The following is a 16,582-nucleotide window of genomic DNA, read 5'->3' on the forward strand; positions in this document are numbered from 1 at the left end:
ACCGGGACTGCGGGGTGGTTACCAGGGGACGAGGTCGACGCACTGCGCCAGCGGGAGGCCCATCATCGACCCGGCGACGGTGTACAGCGGGCCGAGCACGACGAGGACGACCGCGGACTTCATCGCCGACCGCTTGTGGCGCTTGAGGCCCTTCTTCTGCTCGGGATTGAGGGTGAACATCTCGATGAGGGAGTCAGCCTGCCAGACGATGGCGAGGCCGACGATCCCCAGCGCGGTGGTCAGCTGGAAGAACCCCTCAATCATGCTCGGGAGGTTGTCTGCGCTACAGACCGCGTTACTCTGGGCGGCGACCGGCTGGACAGCGAACAGGCTCAGGAGGACGACGGTGAGCGCTGCCTGCCGAGGGATCTTCCCGGTCAGCGGTGACTGGTTTTCGACGCTAGGCTCAGGGTCGGAGGGAGTCTGGTCCTGTGACATAGCGAGTCAATCATCTGTGGCGTCTCCAGCTGGTGGCTGGTTCTGTTGCTCTTCGACGAGCGACTGTAGGTCGTCGAATCGGTTGGTGTCTTCTGCGATCTCGTCGAGCGTGTAGCCCTGCTCGCGGGCCCGTTCGAGGAGGTCGCGGAGTTCATCGGGGTCAACACCGCGGACTTCCATTTCCTCGCGGAGGGCGCGGCGATAGAGGGCGGAGGCGTTGATGTGGTCGTTCCACATCAGGTACAGGTCATCGATGTCTTCGATGGTGACTGACCTCGTAATCATACATGCGGGTATGGGTATGCACCGGTTGAGTCACGGTACATATTGGCGCGGTAGTTGGATGATACCTAAATGCTTTCTGGCTACCAAGTGGTGCAAGTTTATCGGATAAATTATAACCAAATCACTTGTTGACCTCGTAGGAAAGGACTTAACCAACGAAGGCGCAGGAGGAAGAAGTCTGTTGGTTAAGAGTGAGAATCAGCTCACTTACTCGAGCTCCACAACTTCGCCGTTTCCCCCGTCGAGGACCTCTCGAACCTCGGTCAGGAGTTCTTGACCTTCCTCGTGAAGTGCTGTACCTTCGTCGAGGTCGCACTCATCTGCGTCGAGCTGCTCAATGATCTCCTCGACGCGACTTAGCCGATCGTGGATTTCGGAGTCTTTTGCCACGGTTAGATCACCCCCAGCCAAAGTCCGGTGATGACCAGCAACAGCAACAGCAACACAGCGATCGCGACTTTGTAGTAAATCGGTGAGAGCCCCTCGGGTGCAGTCGCTTCATCGACTGCTTCGGCGAGCTCCTGTTCGTGTTCGTGCTCCTGCTGGAAGGTCTCGTACGCGCCGTCGAGCTGTTGCTCCAGCGGCTCGATCTCACTCGCAAGGAACTCTTGGCGGGAGTTCACGATATACTCGCCGGCGGCGGTCGGCGTGATCGTCGCAACGTCCGCCACCTGATCCGCGATGAGTCGGTCATCGGTGTGTCCGATAGCGGTGACCACAGGGGTATTGGCGGTGAAGATCGCCTCCGCGACCCGCTCGGTGTTGAAGGCTTGGAGGTTCGAATCGCTCCCACCGCCACGGCCGACGATGATCGCGTCGACGTCCTCCGAACGGTCGAGATGATGGATGCCGTTCGCGATGGACGTCGGCGCGTTCGACCCTTGGACGGTTGCGTCCTTCACCAGGATGTCGACGGTGGGGTCCTGCTCGTGAATCGCGTTCTGGATGTCGTACCGGGCGTCCCCTCGGAGGGACGTGGCGACGCCGACCCGCTCCGGGAACGCCGGCGGTTGCTGTTTCTGTTCGTCGTCGAACCAGCCACGCTCTTCGAGTTCACTTCGCAGTCGCTCGACGGCGGCCGCCTGGTCGCCGTCGCCGACGACGATCACCTCCCACGGTTTGAGGTCGATTTTCCCACCTTCGACCCAGTAGTCGATATCGCCCTCGAGGATGACTTCGGTCCCGTCCTCGAGGTCGGCGTCCATCTCCCGGTAACGGTTCGCCCAGATCATACAGGGGAGCTCGGCATCGCCGTCGGTGAGCGTGAAGTAAAGCGCCGTACTGTTCTTGTGGAGGTCAGTGACCTCCCCGATACAGCGGACGCCGTTGAGGGCAGGCGTGTCCTGGACGACTGACGCGATCCGGTCGTTCAGCTGGGACACGCTAAGGACCTCTCTCGCATCGGGTTCGACCGCCTGCCGTTCGGTATCCGGTGCGTCCGCCATCTCCGTTTCCTAACTTCTGAACAGGAACCTCAAAAAGCTACGTTCGAGTGGCGGGGTTGGCTGCGTTACGCAGGCCTACAGATCGCGGGGCTGGACCGTCTTCCGGTCGTTGGCCTCGGCACGCTCTGCGGCGTCGTCGAGCAGTTCGGCGACCTCTTTGTTGAGGGCGTCGTAGAAATCTGCCGAGACGTTGTGGTCCGAAAGTGCGTCCTTCACGGCTGCTTTGACGATTAGGTCAGACATTCCATCGCGGACTTCTCTTGTCCACCATATAAAGGTTCGAAGTTCTCACGCAGGGTTCTCACCTCGTCGTATCGAATATTGGCCTTTGAGCACCAGAGAGAACATATGCCACCCCTCAAAAATAGTGAACGGACGGATGCACGATCTAACTGGGTTCCAGCGGGACATCATGTACGTGATCGCCGGGCTCGACGAACCACACGGGCTCGCAGTAAAGGCCGAACTCGACGACTACTACGAACAGGAGATCAACCACGGCCGGCTCTATCCGAATCTCGACGACCTCGTCGAGAAAGGGCTCCTCAAGAAAGGCGAACTCGACAAGCGAACCAATCTGTACTCGTTAACGCAACGAGGCTCCCGCGAAATTGAGGCACGTCGAGAGTGGGAAGACGAATATATCGAGTCTACAGAAGAAGTCGCTACGTCGACCTAGATGCCATTTATCGCACAGTCTTCTACAGGCGAGGAGGGAGGAACAGTTCTTCCTGAAGAGGTAGAGGACGGTACTGACGTCGTGTGTCCAGCCTGTGGGGGAACGATGCGACCACGGGGCCCATTTGATGATGGCCGCGCCCGCCATTTCTATCACGTTACTGCGGGCTCAGGGGATTCGACGGTCAATTGCTCCGGAGGAGAGTCGGATCCGCATCGAAAGATGAAATCACTCGCAGTATCAGCGTTGCGGCAGCGGTTTGACCAATATGTCCGTTGTGGACCCGAGGTCACCGTCGATGTTCCCAATACGCCGACGCTCACTGATTCTCGCCGAGCAGATGCCCTCGTCGAATTTCCCGCTGATGACACAAACGACTACCTTGGGCGTGGATTGATCGTTGAGGTACAATACGCAAACGAAGACAAAGACCTCGACGCGGTCACGCACGACTATCTCTCGGCCGGATATAGCGTCTACTGGGCCAGCCCTGACGATTTTACGAACGACCGATTCCGTATTGAGGGGATGGTCGTCGCATTCGACAAACGGGCTGAGGCCGCCTTCGCAGCTTCGTGGGCAGACCCTCCAGAGGTAGATCCACCTGAGGGGTATCTCGAGCGGTTCGTGAACGCTGATTCCCTAACATTCTCCGACCCGAATCCGGACTGTAATCATACCTGGAAATACGGAGGGAGTGACCTCCACGACCGGGATTTCTGTAAACACTGTCGGCTTGAGCGCTGGAAAGAGAGAGCTGTTGATGCCTATATCTTTGATGAGTCGACCATCAAGACGAGCTCAGATCTTGCTGACAGAGCTGCTCAAGCAGCGTTTGAACAGCGAGAAAAGGAGGAGAAGAAAGAAGACCATCAACACGTCTGGGAGCCGCGAGGAGAGAACCGCTTTCGGTGCCGGTGTGGGGCCCGTCTCAAAGAGCACAACGGAGAGGAGGTCATCTCAAATGATCCGTTCGAGGACTTCTCTGAGATGACGACCACGGACCCCCAGTACTGCGATCACATTTGGGAACGTGAGGACGGCTGCATGAAGTGTATCTCCTGCGGACTTGAGGACCCGCTCTAACCTGTTCCGTCTTGTACTGGCCTACAGCTGGGAGAGATTATTTGCTTACCGAGATGTTCTTTGCCGGTATGCCCTTCCGCGGTCGTCGTGACGGTCGCCCGGTCGTCCCCGCTATTGTCGACGATGGAGAAGAAGTCACCTGTCCAGTATGCGGCGGGACGATGTACCCGCGATCGGCGCCGGGCAAGTCTCGACACTTCTACCACGTATCAGACGACGCCGGCCAGCGCTGCTCGAATGGCGGCGAGTCAGAGACCCACGAACGCGCAGTCGCCCGTGTTGAGGTCGCTCTGCACCAGCAATTCGGAGAAAACGCCCGCATCGAGACGGAGGTGGACGTCGACGTGCCCGAGGTGCCGACACCTGTGACCGAACGCCGGGCCGACGCACTCGCGACCTTTGACGATTGGAACCCTTATTTCGGAGAAGGCCTCGCCGTTGAGGTACAGCACAGTCACGAGGACAAGGACGTCCATCAGGTGACGCATGACTACTTGGCCGCTGGGTACTCGGTCGTCTGGATACGCGCGGCAACAGTCCTTCTCGATACGTTCAACTACGATATGATCGGTGCCGAATTTGAGCAAGACGACGGTTCCGGATACGCCCAACGAACGAGCAAAGCTAGCCGATTTACGAACTGCCAAGCGCTCCTCTACGACGGCGAACATGCGTGGGAGCGCGTGCCGCCCTATGCCCATCCCCGCGGACAGAATGACCTGATTACGTACGATATCTGTACTGCCCAGGGTTGCGAGCTACGCCGGCTTCACGAACCCGACGGCAGTTACACCTACACCGCGAGCGACGAGCACGGCCCCGACTTTCCCCTGAAAGCGCTCAAGAACGCGATTGTCCGTGAGTACGACCGAGATCCGTTCTGGAAGTGGGCAGGAAGCCAGTACCATTCCGCACAGGTGGAGAAGCTGCTTGCGACACGACCTGAGATAGAGCGCTGTCGGGGGCCGAAGGGGTTTCACGAATGGGGGCGACGAGAAACGCTCTGGACAAACCATTCCGACCAGCCGTTAATCGAACTCCGCGAATGCATGTACTGTCCCGTTCGGTTAGTGACGAACCATCGAGGGCGGTCAGGACACAGTACCTTCTGTCTCTACGGTCGAGAGCCTGATCTCGACTGGGACGACGTGTATTTCCAAGCCAGCCCTCCCGAGTGCGATCACTACCTCTACGACGAGGATGCGATCGAAGATTACTGCCCCAAGTGCGGCGCGACGATGAAAACTCCCGAGACAACTCTCCGCGACCACACGAGCTGGATTCCGCCGTAAAAGGAAGCCAACCACTCAAGACAATCTACTCGACAGCAAGGGCCAACGGAACAAGAATGCATTCCGTACCCAGAAGAGAGACTCGTTGGACGGGCTTCAGAAAAATATTCAAATCAGTCGCGAAGTTCGGCAACCGACTGACCGACCTCACGGACGTGCTCGCTTCACTTGAGGTCGAACTCTTCAGCGAGGAATTCAAGCATAAAACTACAGCTGAAGCGCCTATGTTGGTTATCGGGGGAAGCGTCTTTTTACGCCGTGCTACTTACTCTTCTGGTAATGAGTGAGGAAGAAGACGAGGAACCGAGTAGTGAAGCTGATTTTGAGGAGTTGATGGAGGCGATTCAGGAGGAGCGCCAGGAGCGCCAAGAGCAGGTGTCATTTGAGTGGGTAGGGACGGTTCGTGAGGCCGGCGAATTATGGCGTGATGTAGGAGATATAGAAACAGTTGCCGAGGAGACTGACTTGTCTGTGGAGACAACGAAGGAGGCACTCACGGTTTACCGTTTGATCTTCGAGGACCCCTCGGATGTGGCGACGAAAGCGTCGAGGCCATCACGAGCGTACTTTTCTCTAGAACAGGAGTTGGAGGAAAAGTTCGGTGAGGACAATGATGATGAGCCAGTTGAAGATCTGCTTCGAGAGTATGTCGGCGCGCTGTACTTGGACCACGATATTGAGGATTTGTCGGTAGGTGAGCCACCAGAGGAGGAAACGCCGCCGCTACCCTTTGATTGGGAAGGGTTGAATCTAGATATGAGTGCGCTAGTTCCGAGTATTGAAATCCCGGCTTCTACGATTGCTGCGGTGGCTAATATTCCGAACATCCACGATACGGTTCTTCAGAATCAGACATCTCTTTTAGCTGGTGTCGTGGATTCAGAGCTGTTTCGAACGGAAAAGATGGTGGCCAGTGCCCTCAAGCCGATTATTGCTCAGCAGGAGATGGCACTCGCACGGAGTTTGGCTCCATTGACTGCTGTCATTGAGGAACAGCAAAATATGATTGCTCGATCAACTGCTTTGATGCTATCTGATGTGATTGCAGATATCCGGGTTCCTCAGTCTGTATTGGCTGATTTGGCGGCGATTCAACCGTCGGTAAGTGCTGCAGCTGCGGCCAGTAGTTATCCGTCTTCCCAGTTTGAGAGGTCGGTTGTTAATCCGCCGTCAACGACAAGTGGAGATGCTGAGCCATTGGAGGCTACTGCCGAGGTGCTTCCGGAAGCGGGCCCTGCTGAGGCTACTGTGGATGCTACTCTGCCGGATGCAGGTAGTTTCTCTTTTGAATTGGCGTTGGAGGTGCCGACTCAGATTACGTATTTCATTTTAGCAGGTTCTGAGACCAGAGAGTGGTTTAATGAGCAACCTGCAAATTACCAGCGGGCAGTTATTGGAGGGATAGCTGGGTATATTGCTTACTCGATGACGTCGAAGTGGGGTGCCGCAGGTTACGCTGCCGCAGTTCTGACCCCGTTGATCCGGCAGATGCTCAAAAACGAATAGCCCTCAATTGGCTATCTACCCTGTCTTTCTGAAAACGTAATGTATTGAGATGGGGCCACGATTATGTAAGAGTATCAATCTCTTCTAGTGCTTCAGTTGCTACGTCACCGAGTTCACCAGCTTCAATATGGGAGTACCGCTCCCTCACCATCTCCTCAGAGTTATCTAAGTACCGAGCCGCGACCGTATACCCGAACGCTCGAACAAGTACCTCCCCCATCCCACGTCGACCACCGTGTGGAGCAAGATAATCGTGTTTCGGATGGGCGATGTCGATTTCGGCGGCCTCCGATAGCCGTTGGAGAATCGACCGTGCGCCGTCCGTCGTGATCGACGGCGGCCGAATATCCTCATCGAGCGCCAGCAACAGGTCGCGAGCGTACTCCGCTCGGCGTTCAGCGATTGCTTCTGGGCGTTCCCCTCGTTCGGCTAGCTCTTCCCGGACGAGCTCTGCGAGCGTCCGTTGGTCGAACGTCGAAAACACCGGCCAGCGCTCCGTTGGTGGGTCCATCAGCTGGCGATAACTCCGGAGCGGCGAGATCACCGGGTCGGGAAGACTGGCGGCGTCCCACTGCTGTTTCTTCCGGTAGACGTCCATACTCCCGTCGTCGAGGGAGAGATCCTCCCAGCGAACACCGCGTCGGCGCGGGTCATTCGGGTCCCGGAGGAGTTCGCCAACGCGGACGGCGGTATACGCGAGGACGAACACCAGAGCCCGGTCACGAGTCGCCTTCAGCGCTCCGTAGCGCGCTCGCTGCTTGTCGAGGGGGTCAGTATCCTCCGGGAGTGTCGTGTACGCCTCGATGGCCTCGCGAGCCTGTTCGTCGACGTGGCGGGTGAGGGCGTGGCGCTGTTCAGACGTCCAGGCCTGCTGGTCGCCGGGCTTGCGGCCGTCGTCCTCCGGTAACGGCGCCATCGCACTCGCCCGCTGCGCGTAATGCGCTTCGAGATATCCCTCGTTGACGCACCAGCCACACCAGGCAGAGATATAGCGGTAATAGGTTTGTACTGTGTTCTGCTTGAGTCCCCGATCTCCACCGAGATGTCGGGCGTACTCCCGAAACACGCGTTCCTCGAGATCGTTGAAGGTCGGCTCCCGGTCGACGTCGTCGGGGACGATCCCGGTCCAGTCGTCGGCGCCGCGGTCGCCGGCGGCCCACTCGGCGAACCGCTCGAGTTCGCGAGCTGCGTTGCGTCGATAGTTCCCGCCGTCGCCACCACGGCCTTTCCCTTTGTCCTGGAGGTAGCGCTCGAAGCTGTCGTCGAGCGGTGTCGAAAGCGCTCGATCAGGCATCCACCGGCCCTCCACCGTCCTGCGGGCCCGGTCTCGGTGCGTCTACCCCGGGGGAAGCGCCGTCGTGAGGCGGTTGCAGCATTCGTGCTTCACCGACGGCGGCGGGGTACTTCAAAGTGGTCGTGATTACGGGCATAATCAGGACCACTTGTTGTATTCGAGCCATCGGGAGAATTCGGGGGTCTAGAGTCTCTTAGCGCCGGAACTCCGCACTACAGGAAAATGTATATCGTATATCGCTATACAAAAACTCGGTCCTCGTTCTGCGCGAGGTCATTCGTCTCCGAGTTCCGAAAGCCGAGCCTGAATTTCCTCAGCATCCGCATCAGAGAGCGCCTCAACACCGAACTGGACGAGTAGCGGGTAGAAGTGGCGGTTCTTCTTGAACTCGTCCTGCCCCGCCTTGCGGAGCTTCAGCTGGGACTCGAGGTAGGTATCCTCCATCTCGTCGAGGACATCGTCGGGAATGTAGATCGTTCGCCCGTTCCACTCGTCCTTGATGTTCGTCTTCGTTTTGCTCGTTTCGCTCGTTTCACTCGTTGAAGTCGATTCCGTCGTTTCGGTCGATGAACTGGTTTCCACCGTTTCACTCACCTCACTCGTTTCGCTGGAATCGACCTCATCGTCCTCCTCTTCGTAGTTGCCCTCGATGCCCGAAGCATCACCCCAGCCGTCGCTCATGCTTTCACCTCCTCAGGCGCGGTCTTCTCGAACTTCTCGTCGAACAGGTCGGCGATCTCGTTGAACAGGTCACGTGCATCCTCGACGCGCTGGTTCTCTTTGCCGAATCCGAAGACGGACACCCCCTCGCCAATCGACTGGGAGAGGTCGGTCCGCTTCGGAATCTCGAACACTGGGAGGGAGTACGCCGACTTGATCTCCTCGATGGTGTCGCGGTGTTCAGCGTTCTGCTCGACGCGGTTACAAACAATTGCGAGCCGATTGATGTCTCCGTACGCCTGTTCGAGGGAGCTCAGCTGCTTTGCGAAAATCTGGAGGCTGTTGGCGTTGAGCTTCTCGGGAATGACGGGGATGACGACGTTGCCGGTCGCGACGAGAGCGTTGTCAGTGAGGACGTTCAGGGATGGCGGCGTGTCGACAATGATGTAGTCGTAGTCCTTTTTGAGCTCGTCGAGAGTCATCTCCAACCGCTCGCGACTCTTCGGCGCCTCAAGCAGCGTCTGGATGTTCTTGTTGTTCGCGAGCTTCTCGCTCGCGGGAAGGATGTCGAATTCCTCGTGCTCGACGATGATGTCGTTCACCGACTCCATCTGATCGAAGTCGAGGACGTCGAACAGCGTTGTGCGGTCGGTGTCGTAGTACAGATCGTTGTAGCCAAGTGAGCAGGTGAGCCCTCCGTGATAGTCGATATCGACCAAGAGGACATCGTGGCCTCGGGCGGAGAGTGCGCCGCCAGTATGAATAACGTCGGTTGTCTTCCCCGCGCCTCCCTTCTGATTCGCCACCGTGATTCGTGCGGTATTGGTGTCGGTCATTATCTTCGTTTCTCTCGTTGTGTTCGTTTCGTTCGTTTTGGTCGTTTAGTTCGGTGCGTTCGGTGAGGTTGTTTCACTCGGTGAGAGGATTACTACGATGTTAAAACCAACTGTTCGTTCCACTCGTTGAACGGATTTCGTTCATTTTCATCACCATCTTCGTTTCTCTCGTTTTGTTCGTTTCGTTCACCGAGCACTCTGTATACCAGCGTCGGTTCGGCTCGTTCCAGTAAATTCATTCATTACTCGAAATACGCTCGTTGCGTTCGTTTCGTTCGTTCTATTCGTTTCTCGAAGGCTGCCACCAAGAGCTCGCCCTGACCTATCGCAAGGTGAGTGAATTGGCAAAAACAGAGGCTTAATCTACCAAATCCACCATTGACCGTAGTTCAGATTCCATCTCCGTCATCTGATCCGATACCCAATAGAACCGCTCCTCTATCCCCTCGTCAGTAAACCGGAGTGAAGCTCGTACGTCACGATTCCGGTCATGTTGGAGGAGGGCGAGAGCGTACGCGAGCATCTGTGGTCGATAATGTTCCGCGAGCTCATCCGATGTCGTAGCTGAGAGGTCGTTGGTCTTGTAGTCGATAATGTGGAATGCGTCCGGCGTGACGAGCAGCCGGTCGATATCACCGACAATCCGCGACTCATCGATTCGAGCGACAACAGAGTACTCGTCGTAAATCTCCTGAAGCTGGGTATCGGACTCGATGTGATCAACAAATTCGACTGCATCAGCAGCGTGGTTAACAGCATCACGGAGGTCCGATTCTGTCGGCTCCTCACCAACCATCTGACTCAAACGACGGATCAGGGTGATCCACTCGTCTCTCGGAGGACGAAGTTCGTTGATCCGGTGGACGACCGTCCCAAACGTCGTGGGACTCAGGCCGGCCGACTCCTCACGCTGAGAGTAACTGTGGCCGTCTGAAGACGCATCCGCCACCGCATTCACGAGGGTCGTAGCCGCGATACGTTTCGCCGGCGCTAACGACGGCGGTGAAGGAATCGATATCTCCAGCGCTGAATCAACAACGTCGTCGGTGTTCCAGTCTACTGGGCGTGGCGGCCTGCGAACAGTATAGCTGGCTCCATCTATCTCACCACGGGCCTGTCCGTCACGAACCGCCTCGGCGACGAGTGCTCCGTCGAGGAGGGCTGGCTGTAACCAGTCGCGCCACCGGTCTGCGTCGTCGAAGGCTGCAGGCTCGCCGAGTTCGATTGTCCCGGACTCGTCGACGTCGATGTCGTGCGTGCCGCAGAGAAGGAGGTGATCCCGCGTTCGTGTACACGCTACGTAGAGGAGGCGTTTTGACTCCGCTCGCTCCTGTGGACGCGACCGTCGGTCAGCGTACTCGTGGACGGCTGTCTTCTCGATGGAGAACGCATCATCCGGATTCGGCCCACCAACCGCCGGCACCGGCGGCGCGTCATCAGTTCCGTCCACGAGTCGAACGTAGCCATGGTCGTCGACGGAGCGACCGAAGTTGAGGTCACTCCCGAGATCGGGGACGGTGACGATCGGGAACTCGAGTCCCTTCGCAGAATGGATCGTCATAATCCGGACGCCCTCGGCGTCACCCGGAATATCTGCCTCCCCCTCACGAGGGTCGATCTCGGCTTGGCGGTCGATCCGGTGGAGCAACCCGGCAGCTGTGTGAACACCGTTCTCGCTCCAAGTACGGACCTGGTCGCGGAACTTCTCGACATTCGCGACGGCCTGTCGACCGCGTTCATCAGCACTCACACTCGCCAGATACCCCGTGTCGTCGATCACCCGGGACAGCAGGCGGTTCCACGGGAGGACGCCATCTTCGGACGGCGTCGCACAGCCGCTGAGGGTCCGCCACGTCGTAAGGAGATCGAACGCATCCGCGAGCTGTGGATCGTCCGCCTCGGCGAGCGCATTCCATACTGAATCAGCTTCAGCGACAGCCGGTGCGAGGCGATCATCCGCGAATCCGAACAGCGGCGACCGAAGCACCCCGTAGAGGGAGACGTCGTCCTGTGGATCACCGAGTACTCGAAGCAGGTTCGTAAGCGCCTGGACCTCAGGCGTATCGTAGAACCCGACGCCACCGACGACAGTATAGGGGATGTCGTACTCCTCGAGGGCGCGCTGATACCGATCCAGATGGGTTCGCCGGCGGAGGAGGATTGCTGTGTCGTCGGGAGTAGCGTCACGATGGCCACCTGTATCGGGGTCTTGGACTTGCGGCGGATCGTCAAACAGGTGGGTCAATCGAGCAGCGAGCGCTTGCGCCTCGGCCTCGATGGTGTGGTCGAGCGCGCCTTCGGCGACCGGATGGTCGTCGCCGAAGAGCTCTGCCGCCGTGTCAGCGTCGTCGGGGACAGCGAGATACTCGACACTCCCGGTCAGTCCCTCGATGTCCTCGACACGGTCGCGTTGCGTGGTCAACTCCTGCGATGGCGCTTCGTAGGGTTCGTGGCGGTCACCCTCCGGCTGGAACAGGTACTCGAAGAGCTCGTTCAGGAACGACAATGGCTCATCCAGCGTCCGGAAGTTCCCGGAGAGTTCGAGCGCGGTCGGACTCTCGGTATCGCTGTCGGGAACGTCGTCAACCCCACGGAACTCGTTGACGGCCTGAAGGTCGGCTCTCGCTTCCCCGAACGTCGTCACGTCTGCACCACGGAATCCGTAGATACTCTGTTTCTCGTCGCCGACCAGAAAGACGTTCGACGCCGTCTGCTCGTCGACGCCCGTGAGGAGCTTGACTAACTCCCACTGGCGCGGGTCCGTGTCCTGGAACTCGTCGACCATCACGGCCGCAAACTGCTCTCGTAACCGCTCCGTGACGGCATCGTTGGCTCGCAGGAACTCAAGGGTCGTCTCGATCACGTCGGGAAAGTCGAGCGTATCCCGGCGGTCCTTTTCGTCGGTGTAGGTTGCGAGGACGTCGTCGAAGACCCGCATCAGAGCCAGCGCGTAGTGAGCGCTATTCTCTTCCAGTTCCCCCGGCGTCGTCTCGACCGCATCCGCGTGCGGTTCGACGGCATCGATGACCGTGTCGATGGTGTCTTTCAGGTCGTCGTAGACGTCACCGGACTCACCCCAATCGTCCCGGTCACCGACGACGTACCCCGAACTGCTGTACAGGCCGCCGTTCTTCTTCTCACAGGCCTCGTACAGCTCGAGGATTGCCCGCTGACAGTCGCGGGGGTCGCTATCTTCAGGTCGCTCAGGGAGTGTCGTCGCGACCTCGGTGAAGGTCCGGTAGGCTCGAAGGCCGTCCCCATCAGCGATAGTGTCCTCGCGGTCGACACTGTTCGCGACCGTGCGTAGCTGCTCAAGGAGTCCGTCCGCATACAGCGTCTGTCGAGCATCAGCAACGTCGAGATCACAAACGACCTCCCAGCAGATATCCACGTAGTCGTCGACCTCGGCGTCATGCCACGCCTCGAGGACGGACTCGCTATGTGGGCGTTCATCAAGTAATCCAGCGAGTACATCGACCAACTGGTCGCGACTCCAGAGCTGGGCAAGGAGCTCCACGTCATCATCGTCCTGATTGCGTTCGAGGAACTCCGTCACGACTTCGCGTTGGAGTGTCGCGGCGCCGTCTTCATCGAGCACGTCGAAGCCGAGCGGGACCGGAGCCTCGACGGCCCGTTCTCGCAAGAGACGGGTACAGAACGCGTGAATGGTGTGGACGTAGCCATCCTCCAGGTCGTCGAGGACGTTTCGCCAGCGATGATAGGCCTCTGGTGAGTCTACAGCCTCCAGCCGGTCGTACACCTCTTCTCGGACACGCTCAGTCAGTTCGGCAGCGGCCTTTCGCGTGAAGGTGATCGTGACGATATTCTCCGGGGTGAGCGACCGGTTCTCGGCCAGTATCGTCACGTACCGCTCGGTGAGCGTTGTCGTCTTCCCCGTCCCAGCGCCGGCAGTGATCGCGACGTTCCGGCCCTGGACGAGCGCGTCCTCCTGTTCCTCTGTGAGCTGAATCTCCTCGGGTTCCTCAGTCATCGCTCATCACCGTCTGGATGTCCTCGTCGTCGCGAACACGGAGCGGAACATACGCTGCGTCGTCCTTGTGAACCTCGTCGACGAACTCCCGCTTGCGGTGATGGCGGACATCGCACGCCCGACGGTAGTCACAGTATCGGCAATTCGCTCCGCTGGACGACAGAATCGTCGTGTGGAACCGTCCGTTGCCGATGGCCTTGTCGATCTGGCCCAACCACTCCGGAACGACATCGTTCAGGAACCGGCGGAGTTCGACCTCTGAATCGAACTTCGATTCGACGCCGCGTGGAACCTTGAGGTCGTTGGGGGGTCGCACCTGATAGTATGTCGCTGAAAGCGATCCCTGTTCGAACAGATCACCGTCGACGACGTTGGCCGCAGCGAGCAGATAGATGGGGAGCTGGAACTTCGTGCCGCCGGTCGTCTTCGTCATATACGGTGCTCGACCAGTTTTGTAGTCGTAGAGCGTGAGCGTCGGTTGTTCGCCACCCTGGCTCACGTCAACGCGGTCGATGTAACCCCGAATCGAGACAGTCGAGCCGTCCGGTCGCCCAACTGTGAACGGCCCAGCATCCGAGTCGTGAAGTCCCTCGCCGAACGGGGCCTCGAACAAGTGTGGGAGGTCAGCGCCGTCCCGCGAGAGTTCGTTGTCGAGGAAGGTAGCGAACAACCCCTGTTCCGGTGCGTCGTGAGGTTTGCTCCCGGCCTCGTACGGAGCACTCTCGCCGTCACCCAGGCCCGCGAACAGCTCCGCCTTCCACCGTTCGTAGAACAGGCCGTCGTACTCGAAGTCAGCATCCCGGAGTTCCTCAACGGCGATCTCGCGAAGGTGCGTCGCCAGGTCGTCCCGGTCGAAGTTCGTGAGATCGACACCGTCCTCGGTCTCGTCCTGCAAATCCGCGAAGAACCGTTCGAGGACGTCGTGGACGTACGATCCAGTTTCGAGGGGCGTAGGGACGACCTCGACATCGTCCGGATCCGCAATTCCGAGTACTTCGTCAGCGTAGAACTTGAACCCACACTCGACGTATCGTTCGATACGACTCGCGCTGTAGGGTTCCCGTTCAGACGGAGGGTATACCTCATCGACTGTATCGAGTTCTAAGACGCCGTCGTGTTCGGAGAGGCCAGCCGTTCCCCTGTTGTCCGCACAGTGGAGTCCCCGATCCGTGCGCTTGGTCTGCTCGGGAGAGAGATCGCCCCGGTCGCCGGCGTGGCTGACCGCCGCACGCCGGTTGGTCGTTGCGGCAACGTGCCGCTGGAGGTCCTCACGAGAGCCCACGCGGTCGTCGACGCCGTCTTCGGGTTCAATGCCGGTCACGCGCTGGAGTTCGTCGAGGACCGGCGACCGGACGACTGCGGACTCGTCGTCGCCCGTCTCTGGTGTGGTAATCGTGAGTTCATCGACGTTCGCGAGGAGCGTCGCGAAGAGATAGCGCCCCCGGAGGCGCTCGTCGCCAGTGTCGAACCGCGGATGGGCGTCGGTCATCTCCTCGAAGAAGGCCGGGCGTTCCGGCGTTACCGGGAAGTGCTCGCTCGTCAGGCCCACGAGGAACACTTTCTCGAACGAGCGCATCCGGGCGTCGAGCAGCCCCATCACCTCAACGTGGCCGCCAGCAGCGCGCTGTGGAACCCGGATCGGCACGCCATCGAACGCACGGGTGAACAGTGCCAACGGGGAAAGGTCGCTATTGACCGCCGCCAGCGACTCGAACGAGGCGAGGACCTCGTCCACGAGGTCGTAGGCTCGCTGTTCGACGGCTTGCTCGGAACCGCTGGCGTAGTCCTCTGTCGCCGCCTCTAGGTCGAACCGGTCGTCCAACAGTCGACGGAGCGTTTCGGTTGCGTCCTCGACGTCGCCTGTTCGGAGCGTCTCTAACGTGGCCAGTAGCTCCTCGATCAGCGCCGCCGAGTCGTCGTCGACGTCATCGAGCAGGGGTGACACAGAAACCGTGTCGCGCCGGCGAGCAGCTGCCGTGACGGCGTTGGCCTGGTCGGTATCGACGACGTTGACCAATGGATTTGCTAACAGGGACGTGAGGTCCTCAGCACGGGGGTCGGGTTCGGCGAGGTTCAGGAGATCGTGGACGACGCTCCCGGTGAACGTCCGGTTCAGCTGTGAGGCGGCAGTCGTGACGTGCGGGATGTCGTACGTATCGAACGTGTCCTCGACGTACCCCGAATAGGCCTCGGTCCCGGGGGCGACGACGGCCAAGTCGTCGGGATCGCGACCATTGGCCAACTCGGTCCGGAGCTCGCGAGCGACGAAGCGAATCTCGCGCTCGGGCGTCGGGAGTTCCCGCCACTGGAGCGCGTCTGGAGCAGGGACGGTGTCGGGATCCGGGCGGTAGAGCGACTCGGTGATCGTTCCAAAGGCCTGCCCTGACTCGTCGACGGGATCGAGTTCTACTGTCTCAAAGTCAAGTGCTTCGTAGACCTCCAAGGCGCCCTCCGCAACGGCGTCGACTCCGCTCCGGCCATCCTGGTGGAGTGGCAGAAGTGCGATCGTCGGAAGTTCGTCGGCGAGGCGTTCGATGAGGCGGCGTTCGACGGGACGGAACTCGTGATACCCGGAAAGGATGACGACATCCAGTTCCGGCGAGAACGCCGATAGTGACTGCTCCGCCGTCGCGACGGCGTCGAACATTTCTCCCCGGGTACAGACCCACTCGTCGACATAGTCGCCGTGGAGATCCCGGTAGTGTCGGTACGCGTCGACAGTGGCTTTCGCGATACGGTCATCGAGGTCTGAGCCCTCGAACTCCGCTACGAGCGCGTCAGCGGTACCGACGCCGGCGTCGTCGAAGAGCGAGAAGCGGCTACTGAACGAATCAGCGAGAGCGGCAGAGGCAGGTTCACCGGCGAGAGCGCCGTCTGTCTCGGCTGTCGATCTGTCCAGAGCGTACTCCGCCAGCCGGCGGTTCAGCTGCCCGGCGAGTGGTTGAACCGGACCGTGGAGATGTTCGTACCACTCCCGAACGACCGCGTCAAGCGTCTCGGCACGAAGACGGAGAGGTTCGTGGGAAACGGCCCAGCTGTCCTCGACCATACTCCGGCGAGCGTCGTTCCG

General features: G+C 59.3%; 14 protein-coding genes. 4 read left to right on the plus strand and 10 right to left on the minus strand.

The window, feature by feature from the left end; all coding sequences use genetic code 11:
* Nucleotides 1-18: 18 nt before the first annotated feature.
* From WDJ57_RS20740 to WDJ57_RS20760, 5 genes are all read right to left on the minus strand, one after another.
* A complete protein-coding gene (locus WDJ57_RS20740; RefSeq protein WP_008580508.1) occupies nt 19-438 on the minus strand; it encodes a hypothetical protein in 420 nt (139 codons plus the stop codon).
* 6 nt (nt 439-444) lie between these two features.
* Nucleotides 445-723, minus strand: a complete 279-nt coding sequence (locus WDJ57_RS20745) for a hypothetical protein (RefSeq protein ID WP_008580506.1) — start codon at nt 721-723, stop codon at nt 445-447.
* Nucleotides 724-930: 207 nt separating this feature from the next.
* On the minus strand, nt 931-1,113 hold the full coding sequence (gene xseB / locus WDJ57_RS20750) for an exodeoxyribonuclease VII small subunit (RefSeq protein WP_338906366.1): 183 nt from the start codon (nt 1,111-1,113) through the stop codon (nt 931-933).
* Between the two features lie 2 nt (nt 1,114-1,115).
* On the minus strand, nt 1,116-2,168 hold the full coding sequence (gene xseA, locus WDJ57_RS20755; RefSeq protein WP_338906368.1) for an exodeoxyribonuclease VII large subunit: 1,053 nt from the start codon (nt 2,166-2,168) through the stop codon (nt 1,116-1,118).
* Between the two features lie 75 nt (nt 2,169-2,243).
* Nucleotides 2,244-2,411 carry a DUF1931 domain-containing protein gene (locus tag WDJ57_RS20760; protein ID WP_246989545.1) on the minus strand — a complete coding sequence of 56 codons (168 nt, stop codon included), beginning with the start codon at nt 2,409-2,411 and terminating at the stop codon, nt 2,244-2,246.
* 136 nt (nt 2,412-2,547) lie between these two features.
* Here WDJ57_RS20760 and WDJ57_RS20765 point away from each other — a divergent pair, with 136 nt between their 5' ends.
* The 4 genes from WDJ57_RS20765 (at nt 2,548) to WDJ57_RS20780 (ending at nt 6,731) form a co-directional block, all read left to right on the plus strand.
* A complete protein-coding gene (locus tag WDJ57_RS20765; RefSeq protein ID WP_338906481.1) occupies nt 2,548-2,847 on the plus strand; it encodes a helix-turn-helix transcriptional regulator in 300 nt (99 codons plus the stop codon).
* On the plus strand, nt 2,848-3,933 hold the full coding sequence (locus WDJ57_RS20770; RefSeq protein ID WP_338906373.1) for a hypothetical protein: 1,086 nt from the start codon (nt 2,848-2,850) through the stop codon (nt 3,931-3,933). It begins immediately after the preceding gene.
* A 68-nt stretch (nt 3,934-4,001) separates the two neighbouring features.
* Entirely contained in the window at nt 4,002-5,225 is a 1,224-nt protein-coding gene (locus WDJ57_RS20775; RefSeq protein WP_338906375.1) for a competence protein CoiA, read from the plus strand.
* Between the two features lie 279 nt (nt 5,226-5,504).
* Nucleotides 5,505-6,731, plus strand: coding sequence for a hypothetical protein (locus tag WDJ57_RS20780; protein WP_338906376.1), 1,227 nt, complete (start codon nt 5,505-5,507; stop codon nt 6,729-6,731).
* Nucleotides 6,732-6,792: 61 nt separating this feature from the next.
* On the opposite strand, the gene WDJ57_RS20785 is transcribed toward WDJ57_RS20780, so the two are convergent.
* The 5 genes from WDJ57_RS20785 to WDJ57_RS20805 form a co-directional block, all read right to left on the minus strand.
* On the minus strand, nt 6,793-8,025 hold the full coding sequence (locus tag WDJ57_RS20785) for a phage integrase SAM-like domain-containing protein (protein WP_338906377.1): 1,233 nt from the start codon (nt 8,023-8,025) through the stop codon (nt 6,793-6,795).
* A gap of 273 nt (nt 8,026-8,298) precedes the next feature.
* Nucleotides 8,299-8,706, minus strand: a complete 408-nt coding sequence (locus tag WDJ57_RS20790; protein WP_338906379.1) for a hypothetical protein — start codon at nt 8,704-8,706, stop codon at nt 8,299-8,301.
* Entirely contained in the window at nt 8,703-9,521 is an 819-nt protein-coding gene (locus tag WDJ57_RS20795) for a ParA family protein (RefSeq protein WP_338906380.1), read from the minus strand. Before WDJ57_RS20795 ends, WDJ57_RS20790 begins: the two co-directional genes overlap by 4 nt.
* A 358-nt stretch (nt 9,522-9,879) precedes the next feature.
* A complete protein-coding gene (locus tag WDJ57_RS20800) occupies nt 9,880-13,512 on the minus strand; it encodes a UvrD-helicase domain-containing protein (protein ID WP_338906381.1) in 3,633 nt (1,210 codons plus the stop codon).
* Nucleotides 13,505-16,561: a PD-(D/E)XK nuclease family protein gene (locus WDJ57_RS20805; RefSeq protein ID WP_338906382.1), complete on the minus strand. Its 3,057-nt coding sequence runs from the start codon at nt 16,559-16,561 to the stop codon at nt 13,505-13,507. The genes WDJ57_RS20800 and WDJ57_RS20805 overlap by 8 nt, the downstream gene beginning before the upstream one ends.
* Nucleotides 16,562-16,582 lie beyond the last annotated feature (21 nt).

The organism is Salinibaculum sp. SYNS191, from assembly GCF_037338445.1.
In the GTDB taxonomy this organism is placed as follows: Archaea; Halobacteriota; Halobacteria; order Halobacteriales; family Haloarculaceae; genus Salinibaculum; species Salinibaculum marinum.